The 17,282-nt window shown below is 56.3% G+C and carries 14 protein-coding genes; all 14 read left to right on the forward strand.

Annotated elements, in window-relative coordinates; all coding sequences use genetic code 11:
• The first annotated feature begins 125 nt into the window (after positions 1-125).
• The 14 genes from tagH (at position 126) to QE396_RS03750 (ending at position 17,277) form a co-directional block, all read left to right on the forward strand.
• Complete coding sequence (tagH, locus tag QE396_RS03685) at positions 126-1,910, forward strand: type VI secretion system-associated FHA domain protein TagH (RefSeq protein WP_020883464.1); 1,785 nt, start codon at positions 126-128, stop codon at positions 1,908-1,910.
• Positions 1,907-2,704, forward strand: coding sequence for a PP2C family serine/threonine-protein phosphatase (locus tag QE396_RS03690; protein ID WP_014170545.1), 798 nt, complete (start codon positions 1,907-1,909; stop codon positions 2,702-2,704). Before tagH ends, QE396_RS03690 begins: the two co-directional genes overlap by 4 nt.
• A gap of 16 nt (positions 2,705-2,720) precedes the next feature.
• Positions 2,721-3,707, forward strand: coding sequence for a hypothetical protein (locus QE396_RS03695; protein ID WP_020883465.1), 987 nt, complete (start codon positions 2,721-2,723; stop codon positions 3,705-3,707).
• Positions 3,708-3,716: 9 nt separating this feature from the next.
• Entirely contained in the window at positions 3,717-4,529 is an 813-nt protein-coding gene (locus QE396_RS03700) for a type VI secretion system accessory protein TagJ (RefSeq protein WP_020883466.1), read from the forward strand.
• On the forward strand, positions 4,522-5,085 hold the full coding sequence (tssE, locus tag QE396_RS03705) for a type VI secretion system baseplate subunit TssE (protein ID WP_010432861.1): 564 nt from the start codon (positions 4,522-4,524) through the stop codon (positions 5,083-5,085). Before QE396_RS03700 ends, tssE begins: the two co-directional genes overlap by 8 nt.
• Positions 5,086-5,087: 2 nt before the next feature.
• A complete protein-coding gene (gene tssF / locus QE396_RS03710; protein ID WP_020883467.1) occupies positions 5,088-6,959 on the forward strand; it encodes a type VI secretion system baseplate subunit TssF in 1,872 nt (623 codons plus the stop codon).
• Positions 6,956-7,999, forward strand: coding sequence for a type VI secretion system baseplate subunit TssG (gene tssG / locus QE396_RS03715; RefSeq protein ID WP_020883468.1), 1,044 nt, complete (start codon positions 6,956-6,958; stop codon positions 7,997-7,999). Before tssF ends, tssG begins: the two co-directional genes overlap by 4 nt.
• A gap of 34 nt (positions 8,000-8,033) precedes the next feature.
• Positions 8,034-10,649, forward strand: a complete 2,616-nt coding sequence (gene tssH / locus QE396_RS03720; protein ID WP_020883469.1) for a type VI secretion system ATPase TssH — start codon at positions 8,034-8,036, stop codon at positions 10,647-10,649.
• Between the two features lie 24 nt (positions 10,650-10,673).
• Positions 10,674-12,110, forward strand: coding sequence for a serine/threonine-protein kinase (locus QE396_RS03725; RefSeq protein WP_020883470.1), 1,437 nt, complete (start codon positions 10,674-10,676; stop codon positions 12,108-12,110).
• A 36-nt stretch (positions 12,111-12,146) separates the two neighbouring features.
• Complete coding sequence (locus QE396_RS03730; protein WP_020883471.1) at positions 12,147-13,565, forward strand: hypothetical protein; 1,419 nt, start codon at positions 12,147-12,149, stop codon at positions 13,563-13,565.
• Positions 13,566-13,600: 35 nt separating this feature from the next.
• Positions 13,601-14,323 carry an ankyrin repeat domain-containing protein gene (locus tag QE396_RS03735; protein ID WP_198922454.1) on the forward strand — a complete coding sequence of 241 codons (723 nt, stop codon included), beginning with the start codon at positions 13,601-13,603 and terminating at the stop codon, positions 14,321-14,323.
• 14 nt (positions 14,324-14,337) lie between these two features.
• Positions 14,338-14,784 (forward strand): hypothetical protein, encoded by a 447-nt coding sequence (locus QE396_RS03740; RefSeq protein WP_020883473.1) that lies wholly within the window; start codon positions 14,338-14,340, stop codon positions 14,782-14,784.
• A gap of 82 nt (positions 14,785-14,866) precedes the next feature.
• The gene (locus QE396_RS03745) at positions 14,867-16,795 is read left to right on the forward strand and encodes a type VI secretion system Vgr family protein (protein ID WP_230075021.1); all 1,929 of its coding nucleotides are present in this window, start codon (positions 14,867-14,869) and stop codon (positions 16,793-16,795) included.
• 11 nt (positions 16,796-16,806) lie between these two features.
• Entirely contained in the window at positions 16,807-17,277 is a 471-nt protein-coding gene (locus tag QE396_RS03750; protein WP_020883475.1) for a DcrB-related protein, read from the forward strand.
• Positions 17,278-17,282 lie beyond the last annotated feature (5 nt).

Below are 17,282 nucleotides of genomic sequence, written 5' to 3' on the forward strand. Positions count from 1 at the left end.
TTCCAAAGGATGTTTGTTTTTTTATAAATTACTTAAAATGTTCTTTGCCTTAACCCCCAAACGCCGCCGTTCTCGCCCCGAGAGCGGCAGCGTTTGAGCGCTAATCATACCAGCAGGAATACGCCATGCGATTCACGATTATTTCTACAAAACCCGGTCATCAGCCGCCGCAGAGCAGCTGTGATTTTTATGCCCCGGGCGGCACCATTGGGCGCGGTACGGATAACAATCTGGTATTGCCGGACAATGACCGCACCATCTCGCGTTTGCAGGCCATTGTTCACGTTGACGCCCAGGGCGAATGCCGCGTCACTAACCGTGGCAGCGTCACCCGCGTGGTATTGAATGACATTCCGCTTGAGCGCGGGCGCCAGGTTGAGCTGCAGGATGGGGACATTCTCGGTATTGATGATTACCGCATCGAAGTGACCGAACTGATTCATGATACGCAGCCAGTCAGCCGCATGGCGGCGACCATGCAGCAGCAGTCGCGTCCAGCCGCGGCCCCTGCGGCAGCCCCGCAGCCAAAGCCTGCGAGCGCCGCCCCGCGCGGGAAGGCGGAACCGACTGCTGTGCCGTCGGAAATCTGGGATAGCCTGATGCAGGAGTTCTCTATCTCCGACAGCATTTCCAGTTCTCGGGCGAAGCCGCAGCCGGCAGCGTCGCACGATCCGTTCTCCCAGCCTGTCGCACCTGAGCGTAACGCTGAAGATCCGCTGGCGATGTTCAATGACAGCGATCCGAAGCTTGAGCGTAAGAACGTGGATCCGGATACGCTGTTCAGTGACGAAGCGTTGTTCAAAAAAGAGAGCATTTTTGACGACGTCACCCCGTCTACGCTGGTGCCGCCCAATGAAGCTAAACCTGCGCGTCCTCAAGAAGAGCAGACGGATGAACTCGATCCGCTGGCACTGTTTGGCGGTAGTGCCAGCGCACCTGCTGCACGAAATGATGACCCCCTCGGGTTGATGGGCGGGGCACCGTTAACCCATCCGGATGAGATTGTCGGCGATAAGCCAGAGGCCGTCGTTGAGCCAGAACTGACGCCAGAGCCGCAAGCAGAACAGGAAGAGGACGTCCTTGCCGCTTCTCCGCTGTTTGCTCCTGAGCCGCAGGTGCCGCCGCGCGCGGAAGAAGAAGAGCCGGCGCGACCGGATTATGCCGGCTTCACCATGCCAACCCCGCAGGCCGTGGCGCGCAGTAATGCCCAGGCACCTAAAGGGCGTTTGCGTATTGACCCGGTCAAAAACGCGGCGTCGCCAGCAGCCCATAATGGCGAAAAGGGTGAAGTATTGCAGGGCGAATTACTTGAGGCGCTGCTGGAAGGGATGGGGCTCAGCGAAATGCAGCCCGTCCCGCAGTTTGACCGTGAAAATATGCGTCAGCTGGGGCAAATTCTGGGCATGTTCTCTCAGGGCACCGTGGCGCTGCTTTCTTCGCGCTCCATTCTCAAGCGCGGCGTAAAAGCCGATATGACCATGGTACTTGATGATGCCAACAACCCGTTCAAACTGTTGCCGACCGGGAAAACCGTTCTGATCCAGATGTTCGGTACGCCAATGCCGGGCTTTATGCCGCCGACAAAATCCGTGCGTGACGCGCTGATCGATCTGCAGGCGCATCAGCTGGGTATGATCTCCGGTATCCGCGCCATCATTGCCGCCATGCTGCAATCCTTCAACCCGGAACAGCTGGAAGAGCAGGCGAAGCAGAACGGGATGACCTCCCGGCTGGCGCTGCCGGGCAGCCGCAAAGCCGCACTGTGGGACTACTTTGTCCGCAGCTATGGTGAAACGGCAGGCGAGATTGAGGATGACTTCCACACCCTGTTTGGCGAAGCCTTCCTCCATGCTTATGACATGGAGGTAAATCAGTACAAAGACTCACAGAGCGGATCGGAAGAAAAATGAATATCGCAACGGCTTCTCTCTCCCGCCAGGGGACGCGCGCCAGCAACCAGGATCAGACGGGAGAAACCATAGGGGAACGTTCAGCCTGCTTTGTCGTCTGTGATGGTATCGCTGGTCTGCCGGGCGGTGAGGTGGCCGCTGAACTGGCCCGCAACAGTATTATCTCCCGTTTTGATGGCGACAAGCACCTGAACGCGCAGCATATTCGCGACTATGTGCAAACGGCGAATCGCACCATTCTCAGCGAACAGCAGGCGGTTCAGGATTATCGTCGAATGGGCACCACGCTGGTCAGTCTGTTTATCGACAGAGATTACCGGCTGGCCTACTGGGCACATGCCGGGGACAGCCGCCTGTATCTGTTTCGCCGGGGCTGGCTGTGGCATGTCACCACCGATCACAGCCTGGTTCAGCAGATGAAAGATGCAGGGCACGACACCGATAACCTCAACAGCAATCTGCTCTATCTGGCGCTGGGTATTGAAAACGGTGGGCCAGAAGCGAGCTATAGCGATGTGGTGCAGGTCGAAGACGGAGATGCATTTCTACTCTGTACAGACGGTTTCTGGCACGGCGTCAGCGAAGAACAGATGAAACAGTCGCTGCACATGGTTAACACGCCGCAAGAGTGGCTGACCTTAATGAACCAAATCATCCAAAAGAATGGCGAACAGGAGGGGAATGCTCAGGATAACTATACCGCCCTGGCGGTATGGATGGGCAACCCTCAGGACACCACTTTGCTGCATACGCTTTCTGACGCAGCACAATTTCTTCCCTGCGGAACTGATTAGACACACAAGGAACGATATGAAACTTTGGCTATCGGGTTTAGCACTTCTGGCGGTGGCGTCCACCGCGCAGGCTGAGAATTTCCGCATCGTGCAGTCTCCTGCGCAGAAGCTGGATATCTGGATTGATAACATCAAAGACAACACCCCACAGAGCTGGTGTAAGTCAGAGATTGCGCTGCGTATCGTGGCGAACGGCAACAAAGACGTCTCGGTTCTGGAGAACTTTGTCCCGCGTCTGGGCTCGCTGCTGGAACACCAGTGCAGCAAAGTCAGTAAACTGAGCTGGACGCTGAACGATCCGTCCGGGACGACGCTGGCGCAGGGGACAGCAGGCAAAGCGCAGGACTGGGCGCTGGTGGTAAAACAGCAGCAGACTGCGCCAGTGAGTACTCCGGCCAGCGGTGCGTTGCTGCCGCCGGACCAGAACGCGGAAACCCACACGGTTGCTGCCGATCGCACGCCGTGGCAGGAATTTACCCTTCAGGACGGCTGCCATCTGCGTACCTTCTGGGAAGGGGGCTCATCTGCTCCGGCGCTCTTTATTCCGGATTCAGACACCACCCGCTGCGGAAACGGGAGCTGGCTGAGTGGTCACACGGTTATCTCCCAGTCCCGTAATGGTGGACAAAAAGAGATACCGGTGACCTACATTCACGGCTTCCCGGTCATGGGACTGAATCAAAGTGCCGACCCGGAAAACGCGCTGATCACCTCCGTCAACAAAGAGCGCATGGTTTTCAGCACCTCCAACAGCGACCAGAGCTGGATGATCCTGCCTTACGACAGCAGCCTCAACGGCTGGAAAAGCAACGGCACGGTGGCCGTGGAGATTTCACGTGAGACCGCCAGCGACGATGCAAAACTGCAGGCGCGTATCGCTGCGGTGAAAAAAATCTGGGGCGCCTGGGTTACCCCTGGCACAACGCTCAATATCGTCCTGATTGACACCCTGCGCCCTCAGCTGCGCGATCCGGCAGTCGGCGCCTGGCGCGCGGCAAACTAAGGAATGGCTATGAATACGCTCTATCAACACCTGGCGGGTGAATCGCTGAGTGACGCGCTGGTGCGTCTTGAAGCTGAGATCAAAGCCCGTCCGGCCGATGCCGATCTCCGTGCCGCGTTTGTGCAATTTTTGACCCTCAGTGGTAACTGGACGCGTGCCCTGACTCAGCTGAAAAGCTGGCTGGCACTTACGCCCCAGGCTAAACCAACCGTTACCCTGCTGGAGCAGTCCATCCAGGGCGAGCTGCAGCGCGCGCAGGTGATGGCGGGGCAGGCTCGTCCTGCCATGCCTGAAACGCAGTGGCCGTGGCTTACCACGCTTGCCGCCGCGCTTAATGACGCGGGAGAGCGTGCTCAGGCGCTGCGTCTGGAAGCCCTTGAGCAGGCGCAGGCAACGGCGGGGCAAATCACGCTTGAGAATGACGAGACGCAGGCATTCGCATGGCTGATGGACGGCGATGCTCGTCTGGGGCCCGTGTGTGAAACCATCGTCAACGGCCGTTATTTCTGGCTGCCGTTTAACGCCATCGCCGAGATCCGTTTCCAGGCGCCTGCCAGCGTGACTGACCTGGTGTGGCGTCATGCGCTGGTGCGCCTGACGGACGGTACCGAACAGGTTTGCCAGATCCCGGCGCGCTATCCTTTCGCAGCGGATGCGTCTGACGCGGTTAAGCTCGCGCGCACCACCGAATGGCTGCCGCTCGACAATGACGGCACGCTGTATGAAGGCATGGGGCAGAAAGCCTGGCTTAGCGAGCAAAGCGAAAGCCCATTGCTGTCGTTGAACCTGGTGACGTTTGCTGCGGATGGAGCCCATGAGTAATCCCGCTGGCGAAGGCGATCTGCTGCGCAGCGGCTGGCAAGCCCGCAGCAAGCAGGAGAAGGTGGGGGCGCGCGATAAAATGCAGCCCTCGCTGCTGGATCGCCTCACCGATAACGATCCGGAAAAAAAACGCGAGTCCGCCAACAGTAATCTGATTACCCACGCCGCCCTGCGCCGTAACGTGCTGCGGGATCTGCAGTGGTTGTTTAACACCATCAACCATGACGCATCCGGTGACCTGAGCGCGTTGCCGCATGTGAACCGCTCGGTGGTTAATTTTGGCGTCGCGCCGCTGGCCGGGAAAAGAATGTCAGACATTGAATGGCACGACATTCAGCGCAAGCTTACCGAGGCCATCATTAACTTTGAACCGCGTATTTTGCCGCAGGGACTGCAGGTCCGCTGCGTGTCAGACACCTCGTCACTGGATCTGCACAACGTGTTGTCCATTGAGATAAAAGGGCGTCTGTGGTGTGTGCCGTACCCGCTGGAGTTTCTGTTTCGCACCGATGTCGATCTGGAAAACGGCCATTTTGAACTGAAAGATGCGGGGTGATCATGGAAAGTAAACTGCTCGAATATTACAACCGTGAACTGGCCTATCTGCGTGAAATGGGCGCTGAATTTGCCGAGCGCTATCCCAAAGTTGCGGGTCGACTGGGCATGCGCGGCATCGAAGTGGCGGATCCGTATACAGAACGCCTGATGGAGGGGTTCGCGTTCCTGACCTCCCGCGTGCAAATGAAAATGGATGCGGAGTTCCCGCGCTTCTCCCAGCGTTTGCTGGAAATGATTGCGCCAAACTATCTCGCGCCAACCCCCTCAATGGCGATTGCTGAAATCCAGCCCGACAGCACGCGTGGCGATCTGAGCAACGGTTTTAAGGTGCCGCGCGGCACCATGATGGACAGCCTGGCGCTGAAAAAGACCGGGGTCACCTGCAGCTACACCACGGCGCATGAAGTTAATCTGTTGCCGCTGAAAATCGATAAGGTCGAGCTGGGCGGTGTGCCTGCCGATCTGCCGCTGGCGCAGCTGGGCCTGAGCCAGCGGGGGATCAACAGCGCGTTACGGATCCGCATTGCCTGCGATGGCCCGCAGCATCTTGGGCATCTGGATTTTGATCGTCTGGAGTTTTTCCTTAGCGGCCCGGATATTGAAGCGCTCAAGCTGCTTGAGCTGGTCATGGAGCACCACGCCGGGATTGTCTGCCAGACCGTCAGCAAGCACCCGCAGCGACAGCTGCTCTCTGCGGATGCCTTACGACAGGAAGGGTTTGAGCCGGACCAGGCGCTGCTTCCGGACGACCTGCGCAACTTTGACGGCTATCGTCTGCTGCAGGAATACTTTGCGTTTCCGGCACGGTTCCGCTTTATCAGCCTCAGCGGTCTGGGCAAGCTTATCCAGCACTGTGAAAATGAAAAAGCGTTCGATATTTTCATCCTGCTGGATAAAAGCGATGAGCAGCTGGAGCGGGTGGTTGATGCCAGCCATCTGGCGATGCATTGCACGCCGGTGATCAACCTTTTCCCGAAAGTGGCGGCGCGGCAGAAGCTGAGCGAGAGCCAGCATGAATATCATCTGGTGGTGGATAACATCCGTCCCCTGGATTATGAAATTTATGCGGTAAACAAAATCTTCGGCAGTGCCGACGGCCAGCGTGACGATCAGACATTCCGACCTTTCTGGAGCACCTGGAGCGGTGATGCGGGCAACTATGGCGCCTATTTTTCCCTGCGCCGTGAGCAGCGAGTACTCTCTGAACATGCCCTGCGCTACGGCACCCGAACCGGTTATATCGGCTCCGAAGTCTTTGTTTCGCTGGTGGATGAACAGCATGCACCCTGGCAGGAAAATCTGCGCTATATCTCCGCGGAAGTATTGTGCACCAGCCGCGACCTGCCGCTGATGCTTCAGCAGGAGCTCGGACAGTTCATCATGGCCGATTCCATGCCGGTGAAATCCCTGACCCTGCGAAAAGGCCCAACGCCGCCGCGTCCGGCTCTGGCCGAAGGGTTTAGCACCTGGCGATTGATCAGCCAGCTGCAGATGAACTATCTCAGCCTGATGGACAGCGAAAACGAAGAGGGCGCCGCCGCCCTGCGTCAGCTGTTAGGGCTGTATGCTAACCTGGCGGAGACGCCGGTTGCGCGTCAGGTTGAGGGCGTTCGCCACTGCGTGCTGGAGCCGGTTCACCGTCGCGTCCCGGAGCCGGGTCCGGTGGTCTTTGCGCGCGGGATCGGCATTACTCTGACGGTGGATGAGCGTGCGTTTTCCGGCGCCAGCCCCTGGCTTTTCGGCAGCGTGCTGGAACGCCTGTTTGCCCGTCTGGTGTCCATCAACAGCTTTACTGAATTCACGCTGAAGAGTCAGCAGCGCGGTGAGATTGGCTACTGGGCACCGCGCATGGGGAAAAGGGCACTACTATGAGCGAAGTCGCCTCCGCGCCGCTGCGTGTCCATCGCCTGACGCCGTTGCCGGACGCTTTCTGGCGCGGCGTTCGTGAGACGCCGTGGCGCTACGATCTGTTCCAGCTATTAAGACGCATTGATGCCCAGGGCGGTGAACGTTATCCGCTGGGGCGCGCGCCGCTGCCGAAATTTGAGCCATTACGTATCGGTCAGCAGCCATCGATGAGCTTTGCGCCGTCAACCCTCGCGCAGGTGCGCCAGCGTGAAGAGAACGGGCTGCACGAGGTGTCTATCCTCAGCTTTGGTCTGTTTGGTCCAAATGGCCCGCTGCCCGTCCATATGACAGAGTACGCCCGGGAGCGTATTCATCATCATCAGGACACCAGCCTGAGCGCGTTTGCCGATCTGTTCCATCATCGCCTGACGCTGTTGTTTTACCGCGCCTGGGCTGATGCGCAGCCCGCCGTCTCTCTTGACCGCGCGGACAACAAACGCTTTGAGGGGTATCTGGCATCCTTGATCGGGATGGGCCAGCCGGGGCAGATGACCAAAGGCAGCCTGAGCGCACATGCCCGTTTTACTCATGCCGGACACCTGACTCGTCACGCCCGGGATCCGGAAGGGCTGGAGAAGATCCTGCGCAACTATTTTAACGCCCCGGTAAAACTGGTCACGAACGTGGCGCAGTGGATGCCGCTTTCGCCGCGGGAACAGGCGCAGTTGGGTGAAGGGCGTCGACTGCCGCGGATGGGAGAATCCGCTTTTCTCGGCGTTGCGGTGCGCGACGTGCAGCACAAGTTTCGTATCGAAATCGGCCCACTGAGCGCGGAAGAGTACAACCGCTTTCTGCCAGGCGAAGCGTGGGTCACTGAACTGCGCGACTGGGTACGCCAGTACGCAGGGGTAGAATTTGAATGGGAAACTCGGGTTATTCTGCGCGCCGACGCGGTGCAGGGTGCCTCGCTCGGTAGCGCCGGGCGGTTAGGTTACAACACCTGGCTGGGCCTTCAGCCTCAGCCTGTCCCACGTGGCGATCTGGTGTATCGCGCAGAGCGATAATTTTTCTAACGCATTGTTATCAACGGAACCGAACATGTCAGAAATCAGCCGTGCCGTGCTTTTCGGCAAACTGGATACGCTGTTATTTACCTCACTGGAAAGCGCCACCGCGTTCTGCAAGCTGCGCGGCAACCCCTATGTTGAACTGGTGCACTGGCTGCATCAACTGATGCAGCAGCAGGATGGCGATCTGCAACAGGTGATTCGTCATTTTGCCCTCGATGAACAGCAGCTGACGCGCGATATCGTGGCCGCACTGGATGCGCTGCCACGTGGCGCGAGTTCTGTTTCCGATCTGTCAGAACATATCGACAGCGCCGTGGAGCGCGCGTGGGTGTTTGGCTCGCTGAAGTATGGCGTCAGCCGTATTCGCGGCGGGCATTTGCTGATTGGCATCCTGAAAACCTGGAATCTGGCCAACGTGCTGAAAAGCATCTCGGCGCAGTTCAGCCGCCTTAACGTCGACGTGCTGATCGAGCAGTTTGATGCGATTTGCGCTCAGAGCAAAGAGACGCAGCAGGCGGCCGCTGCCGCGGATTCGCCAGCCGGTACGGTGCCTGCCGCACAGGGGACGCTGGCCCAGTATGGTCAGGACCTGACTGCGCGCGCCCGTGAAGGGAAGATTGACCCGGTTGTCGGGCGCGATGAAGAGATCCGCCAGATGGTCGATATTCTGATGCGCCGTCGCCAGAATAACCCGCTGCTGACCGGGGAAGCTGGCGTTGGCAAAACGGCGGTGGTGGAAGGGCTGGCGCTGCGTATCGCCGAAGGCGACGTGCCGGCACCGTTGCAGAATATTCAGCTTTGGCTGCTGGATATCGGCATGCTGCAGGCCGGCGCAGGCATGAAAGGCGAGTTCGAAGCGCGTCTACAGGCTCTAATTAATGAAGTGCAGTCCAGCGCTACGCCAGTCATTCTGTTTATCGATGAGATCCACACCCTGATTGGCGCAGGCGGCCAGCAGGGTACCGGTGATGCCGCTAACCTGTTAAAGCCGGCCCTGGCGCGCGGGCAACTGCGCACCATCGGTGCCACCACGTGGGCGGAATACAAAAAATACATCGAGAAAGACCCGGCGCTGACCCGTCGTTTCCAGACGGTACAGGTTCACGAGCCGGACGAAGCCAAAGCCATTCTGATGCTGCGCAGCACCGTGTCACCGCTGGAGACGCATCACCAGGTACTGCTTCTCGACGAAGCGGTCAGCGCGGCGGTCAAGCTTTCACATCGTTATATTCCGGCGCGTCAGTTGCCGGATAAAGCCGTTGCGCTGCTTGATACTGCCTGTGCCCGCGTGGCGGTCAGCCAGAGCGCGCCACCGGCACAGCTGGAAGATTGCCTGCGCCATCTCGCGGCCCTGGATGTGGAGATCGAGATTGCCGGACGCGAAGCGCGCGTGGGTGCCGGCGATCCGGAGCGCGTCGCAGCCTTGACCGCCGAGCGCGATACATACGAAACAAAGCGCGAAGCCCTGACCCAGCGCTGGGAAGAGGAACGTGCTCTTGTGACTGAAATCATCCGCCTGCGTGCCGCGCTGTTTGCCGCGGGTGATGACGAGACCGGCGAACTGCGCAGCACGCTTAACGCACAGCAGCAGGCGCTCAACGCTTTACAGGGCGACGAGCCGCTGCTGTTTGCGGCCGTGGATGAAAACGTGGTGGCGGCGGTGGTCTCTGACTGGACCGGTATCCCGCTGGGCCGGATGGTGAAAAACGAGATTGATGCGGTGCTCAACCTGGCTGATACCCTCAACCAGCGCGTCATCGGCCAGCGTCACGGCCTGGATCTGATTGCCCGCCGCGTGAAAACCTCGCGGGCGAAACTCGACGATCCGAACAAACCTGTTGGCGTATTTATGCTCTGTGGCCCGTCCGGCGTGGGGAAAACGGAAACCGCACTGGCGTTAGCGGAGTCGCTTTATGGTGGTGAGCAGAACGTTATCACCATCAACATGAGTGAATTCCAGGAAGCCCACACCGTTTCCACCTTAAAAGGTGCGCCTCCGGGATACGTGGGTTATGGTGAAGGCGGGGTGTTAACCGAGGCCGTTCGCCGTCGCCCGTACAGCGTGGTCTTGCTGGACGAAATTGAAAAAGCGCACCCGGATGTACATGAAATCTTCTTCCAGGTCTTCGATAAAGGCTGGATGGAAGATGGTGAGGGCCGCCATATTGATTTCCGTAACACCATCATTATTTTGACGTCCAACGTCGGCACCGATCTGATCAGCGCCATGTGTGCCGACCCGGAACTGATGCCTGAGCCTGAGGCGTTAAGCGGCGCGTTGCGTCAGCCGCTGCTGGAGGTCTTCCCGCCGGCGCTGCTGGGCCGTCTGCTGGTGGTGCCGTATTATCCACTGAGCGACGAGATGCTGGGGCAGATTGTCCGCCTGCAGCTCAAACGCATTCAGCGTCGTCTGCAAGAGAATCACAATATTATTTCCGAGTTTGATGACAGCGTGGTGGAACAAATTGTTCAGCGCTGTACCGAGGTGGAGTCTGGCGGCCGCATGGTGGACGCTATTCTGACAAACACCTTGCTGCCTCAGATGAGCCAGATATTACTTACCGCCAGCCGCAGCGATGAGCAGTACCGACGTCTGCACGTCACCTGTGAGCAGGGCGAGTTTCACTGTCAGTTTGCCGCGTAATAATCATCAAGAGAACTGTAAAAGATGACGGATAATGATAACAATCGGACTGTCCCAAACGCGCTCCCGGTCGGGTATCGCTTCAACGAGTTTGAAATTAAAGAGGTGATCGGCGGCGGCGGGTTCGGCATCGTCTATCGCGCGTGGGATCATCAGCTCGAACGCACTATCGCTATCAAAGAATTCATGCCTGCCTCGCTCGCCGTGCGCGGCGACGATATGACGCTGGTACTGCGCAGCGAACGTTTTGGCAAAGCGTTTTCCGCCGGCCTGAACAGCTTCATTCAGGAAGCCCGCCTGCTGGCGCGCTTCAACCACCCGAACCTGCTTCACGTGCTGCGTTTCTGGGTGCAAAACGATACGGCCTATATGGGAACGCTGTTCTATAGCGGTACCACGCTTTCCCGCCTGCGCGAACAAAAACCGGAGCTGATTAACGAAGCCTGGATCCGTCGTATGCTGCCCATGCTGTTCGGTGCCATTAAGACAATCCATGACGAAGGCTATCTGCACCGCGACATCTCTCTGGATAACATCCAGATTCAGGACAACGGCCTGCCGGTTCTGCTCGATTTCGGCTCAGCGCGCCGCACCATTGGTAATCTCTCTGACGAGACGGAAACCATGCTGCGCCCGGGCTTTGCGCCGATCGAGCAGTACACTGACGATAACGAAAGCGAGCAGGGCCCGTGGACGGATATTTACGCCCTCGGCGCCGTGCTGCGTACCCTGATTGTCGGCTCACCGCCGCCGGTCAGCGTGGTGCGCTCAATTCAGGACACCTGCAAACCGCTGGTGGAACTGCAGCCACAGGGCTATTCCCTCTCGCTGCTGCAGGCCATCGACCGGGCGTTGGCGTTGCACATGGAAGACCGACCGCAGTCCATCGATGAATTTGCGGCGCTGATTGAGATGCCGGTAGCGGGTATCGACGATGTACTGAGCGCGAAAAAACCGGGCACGATGCTGGTACCGGTAGAGGAAGAAGCACCGGCTTCTGCACTGGACTGGCACCGGTACAAAATCCCGGCAATGGTTGCTGCGGGCGTGCTGGTTGGCGTCGTCGCCGGAGCGATGCTGTTTAGCGGTGGCGAGCATGATGCGCCAGAGCAGGCGGCGCAGGCCCCTGCTGAGACACGCCCCGTTGAAACCGCATCGAACGCGCCGGATGTGAAACCGGAAACGGCGAAAGCCAGTGAACAGACTGCACCGACTGCGACAGCGCAACCGGCCACCCCGCCGGTGGATGCCAGCCCGGTGGCACTGATCTATATCCGTATTCTTGACGGTGAGACCCTGAAAGTGAACGGTGAGCCAAAAACACTGCGTCCGGCAAATAACGGTTATGCATCGCTCAAGCTACCTGCGGGCGAGGCCAGAATTGAACTGCAGGGCAACGGGAAAACGCGTACCCAGACGCTGGATATCGCGAAGCCTGGCACCTGGCTGGTGAATCCGTAAGTAAGGTAAGCAGGGACTGGTAACAGGACGGAGCGAATGTATAACCTCAAGTTTGTCTATCTTTTCAGCGAGAATGTCTCGCCAGCGCTTTTCGCGAAAATTATCCGCCCGTCCGTAGCCGGGCAGTGGATAATGTCAGTTCCCGACAATTCGCTGCGCTCGCTGTTTACGCGTTACGATTTGCTGCATTCCATCACCGGGGCGAATCCCTATCAGTCAGGACGCGATACCCGTAAGCTGATCGTGCAGGATCTCGATATCGGCAGGATCGTTGCCATCGACGAGAGTTTCCGTAACTGGTCATCGGTAACGGAGATATTTTATATCAATGCCGATGGCCGACTGCAGGCGGCCTCGCTTACCGGTCTGGGCTGGTATCCGGTAAGCACAATCGTCGATCGCTACGAAACCATGGTGCGAACCTACGGTGCCCGTCCTGCGCCGACGGTACTGCCGAAGCAGGTGGTGAAATCCAAAGCGGCACAGGTGCCGGATGAGGCCACGCCGGGTAAAGACGGTAAAACCTATGCTTCGCAGCTACAGCAGATGACCAAGGCGGAACGCTGGCAGGCGCGTAAGGATCTGATCGCGAAGGGTAGTAACAGCCTTTACCCGGATGCGCAGATCGCCGCTAAACGACTGGCGGCGAATAATATTGCGGTGGAGAAAGCGAAGCTTGCTGAGAATGTTTATAAGACAGTGAATCCGCTGGAGACAACGCCGGGGGTGCCAGAGGGCTGGAAGGATATAAGCAACGATGCATCGGTGCTAAAGAAGTTAGGTCTTAAAAGTAAAACACTTTATGACAAGAGTGAGGATCCTGATTTTCTGGCACGCGTCTATCAGCCTGACCCTGACGTTTTTGGTGGCGATATGAACCCTACGCTGGTGTTCAGAGGGTCGAGGCAACCAGAGTTTTTCCCCATGAAGAACATGACTGACTGGAAAAATAACGGTGCGCAGGGGCTTGGGTTGGAGTCGGATTATTACCGAAGAGCCGTAAGTATGGGCGAGCAGCTCGCCAAATCAGGTCAAAAAATAGACATTGCGGGGCACTCTCTTGGGGGAGGTTTAGCATCAGCCACCTCTATGGCAAGCGGTATGGCGGGATGGACGTTTAATGCTTCTGGCCTAAATTCCGGTACCGTCGAGAAATATGGCGGAAGCATATTGGGCAGCACGGATAACATTCAGGCTTACCGCGTCGAGGGTGAACTGCTGACCAGGACTCAGGAAGTAAATGTTTGGGAAGATTTTAAAATGGTAAAAGGGCACGTGCCAGCACTTATAGCGAAAGAAGAGATTTCTGCCATTATGCCCAATGCTGCCGGAATAGCTCACGACCTTCCTGGTGGAATGGGGAGTGCATTTGACCGACATGGAATAGATCAAGCGATAAACTGTATTGAACAACAGAAGGATGAGGATATCTCTATTATCAGGAGCCGCGCGTGAAATCACTAATTTTTGGCTGGGTAGCGCTTTGTTTAATGTTTATGGTTCAGGGGTGCAAGCAAAATATGGATTTACAACCAGATAATTACTTTAATGGTGACCAGCTCACATTAGCGCGCGCAATTGAGAATGGTGACGGCGATGAGGTGAAAAAGTTAGCTTCGAAAACTGATTTAAACAAACCTGGTAAAGAGGACATGACCCTGTTGTTTTGGGCGGTGATGAATTCACTTAACGATAAAAAAACGCCTGAACATTTAAAAATTATCACTACTCTGATTAAGGCTGGCGCAGATCCGCTGCAGCCGAGGCCGCAGGGAAAAAGTTCGCCTGCAGAATTAGTATTAAAAGCGGACAGCGACGTGTGGATAAAGGCGATGCTGGACGGCGGATTATCTCCAGATGCAAAAGACAAAACGTTTGGTGAGCCTATAATATTCGAAAGTATCGAAGCGAAAAATACCGAGACACTCAAGGCGATGCTTGACGGCGGAGCGGATATTAATATTACCGACTCACTGGGTAGTACATTGTTAGTAGCCGCGCTGGATTACCACGCTTACGATCACGTGCTCCTTTTGCTGAAACGCGGTACTGACCCTGAAATTAAGACTATCAATGGCTGGACGATGGGTAATCAACTTCAACGTTATCTGAACAGAACAGAAGAAGGCAGTGAAGAATATAAAAAACTAACTGAAATCAAAGAGACGCTTATTCAACATGGTGGTAAATGGCCGCCAGCACCAGTCAAGTAAAGGTTAGGGCGAACATGACCGCGAAAAATAAAATTTTCTATTTCTGGGGTGTTATGGATGTCATCGGGATTGTGTTTTATTCGATTGGTCCATACCATTTACTTGAGTCATGGTGGGTTTCCACCGGAGGAAATCCGGGTGTAATTATCTTTATGCTGATAGCAGGTGGCGTAAACGGAATAGTGACAGGTGCTTTTTATCTTGTTTATCTCCTCATGCCAGTTTCCTTGCTTTTTTCTGTCTGGTTTTTTTTCACGAAACATCGATATGCGGTCGGTTTTGCTCTTATACAAGAAGTGCTGCGCGTTATCATCTTCAGTTGCTCAGTGACACTTTTCCCTATGGCGATCGCTGGTTTAGGATTGAGCGTTATTTCCATTAATATTGCTTTATTTATATTATCGGAAATATTAAAGATTGGCTCTCTCATATATATAATCAAAACAGTTCGCGCTAAATAACCAATCTGACACTGCATAGTATTACCATGACACATTTAGTGCCGTGAGTCTTTGCATCGCATAAGCCATATGGAATAAAGTTATGCTCAACCGAATTACCGTTCAGCTCCCGGTGGAGGGGCTTCTGTTCTGGAAACTCACAGGTCGCGAGGCGATGTCCGAGTCGTTCGCCCTGACGCTGACCCTGCTTGGCACGGATGCGCGCATTGACCGCAGCAAACTGCTGGGTCAGCCGGTCACGGTGACCATCCCGACGCAGAGCCTGCTGACGCCCCGCTATATCAATGGAAAAATCACCCGCGTGGCGGTGAGTGCCGTCGAGCTGACGGGCACCCGCTATGCGGTGTACCAGCTGACGGTGGAGCCGGACCTGTGGCCGATGAAGCGCGACCGTAACCTGCGTATCTTCCAGGGCCAGACGGTACCGCAGATTGTGAAAACCCTGCTGGGTGAACATCAGGTTAACGTGGAGGATAAGCTCACCGGGAGCTACCGGGTGTGGGACTACTGCGTGCAGTATCAGGAGTCGAGCCTGGACTTTATCAGCCGTCTGATGGAGCTGGAGGGGATTGCATACCACTTCAGCCACGACGCCGACAAGCACACCCTGGTGCTCACCGACGCCGCCACGCAGCATCAGCCGTTCAGCGGCTATGAGGTCATTCCTTACCACCAGACGCCGTCAGGCGGCAGTACGGATGAAGAAGGCATCAGCCAGTGGGCGCTGGAGGACAGCGTCACCCCGGGGATTTACAGCCTCGATGACTACGACTTCCGCAAGCCGAACGCGTGGCTGTTCCAGGCGCAGCAGAACCCGGCGTCACCGAAACCGGGCAGTATCGACGTGTACGACTGGCCGGGACGGTTTGTTGAGACCGGGCATGCGGAGTTCTACGCCCGTATCCGTCAGGAGCGCTGGCAGGTGGAGCACCAGCAGATTCAGGCGACGGCCACGGCCGCGGGTATTGCACCGGGACACACCTTCACCCTGACTAACGCCCCGTTCTTCAGTGATAACGGTGACTATCTGGTCACGGCGGCGGGTTACCATTTTGAGGAGAACCGCTACGCGAGCGGCGAGGGGGAAACCCTTCACCGCACTGATTTCGCGGTCATCCCGGCGTCAGTGTCATACCGTCCGGCGCAGAGCACGGCGTGGCCGCGCACCTACGGCCCGCAGACGGCAAAGGTTGTGGGACCAAACGGCGAAAGTATCTGGACGGACAAATATGGCCGCGTGAAGGTGAAATTCCACTGGGACCGTCTGGCGAAGGGGGATGACACCAGCTCCTGTTGGGTGCGCGTGTCGAGCGCCTGGGCGGGTCAGGGGTACGGCGGGGTGCAAATTCCGCGGGTCGGCGATGAGGTGGTGGTGGACTTTATCAACGGTGACCCGGACCGTCCGATTATCACCGGGCGGGTGTATAACGAAGCAAGCATGCCGCCGTGGGCGCTGCCGGCTGCGGCCACGCAGATGGGCTTTATGAGCCGCACGAAGGATGGCTCCGTGGATAATGCCAATGCCCTGCGCTTTGAGGACAAGGCGGGCGCAGAGCAGGTGTGGATCCAGGCTGAGCGGAATCTGGATATTAACGTCAAAAATGACGAGTCTCACTCTACCGAAAAAAATCGTACCCAGTTTGTTGGTGAAGATGAAACCTTACGGGTAGCGAAAAACCAGAAATCAGGGATTAAAGGCGATGTGGTATGCCTGACGGGGAACAGTCGAAACGATAAGGTCGTTAATAATTTTATACTTTCCGCAGGTAATACGCTGAGACTGGAATGTGGTGAAAGCGCCATCGAGCTATCAAAAGACGGTAGCGTTCATATCATTGGTAATAACTTTAACTTTACTGCAAAACAGAATGCTCAAATTAATACGCTTTCCGGGGAGTTGCACTTAAACCCTGATGACGGACGTAATGTCATCGACCCACCAGGTGCATCCCATCAGGGTGAAATCCAGCAGGAAGTGGATGGTTTTTTTGTTTTTAATGCCAATAAATAAGAATAACCAGAATGGCCGAATATATCCTTCAGGAAGCAACACTCGCCTTGCCCGATGTATTTAAAGACAGAACCATGAATTTATTCACCATGAGTGATAACGGAGCTAGCGAGTTTACTTTTGTTGTTTCTTGTGCGACGGCAAAAAACGAAGATAAAGTCCATGATGCGGCTACCCGACTGACGCGTGAACTGGAAATTACGGTGCCCGACTTTCGTCTTGAATCCTCTCAGATGACTTCTGTTAATGGTCATCCGGCGGTAGAGCTTTTTTATCAGTTTAAAAATGATAACTCGGTCATTTTTCAGAAGCAGACGGTGATTTTACTCGCTGACCATCCTGGCGGGCAAAAGATGGTGTTGATGTTTTTTCCGGCCGGAAAATTGACTTCCTTTCAGAATTCAATGCAACAGAGACTGAAGTGCTATTTAAGCCTAATACATCGTTTGAGGTTATCAGCAGGTCAGATGAACTTGGGATAACAAAT

The sequence above is a fragment of the Enterobacter sp. SORGH_AS_0287 genome (assembly GCF_031453695.1).
Lineage (GTDB): Bacteria > Pseudomonadota > Gammaproteobacteria > Enterobacterales > Enterobacteriaceae > Enterobacter > Enterobacter ludwigii.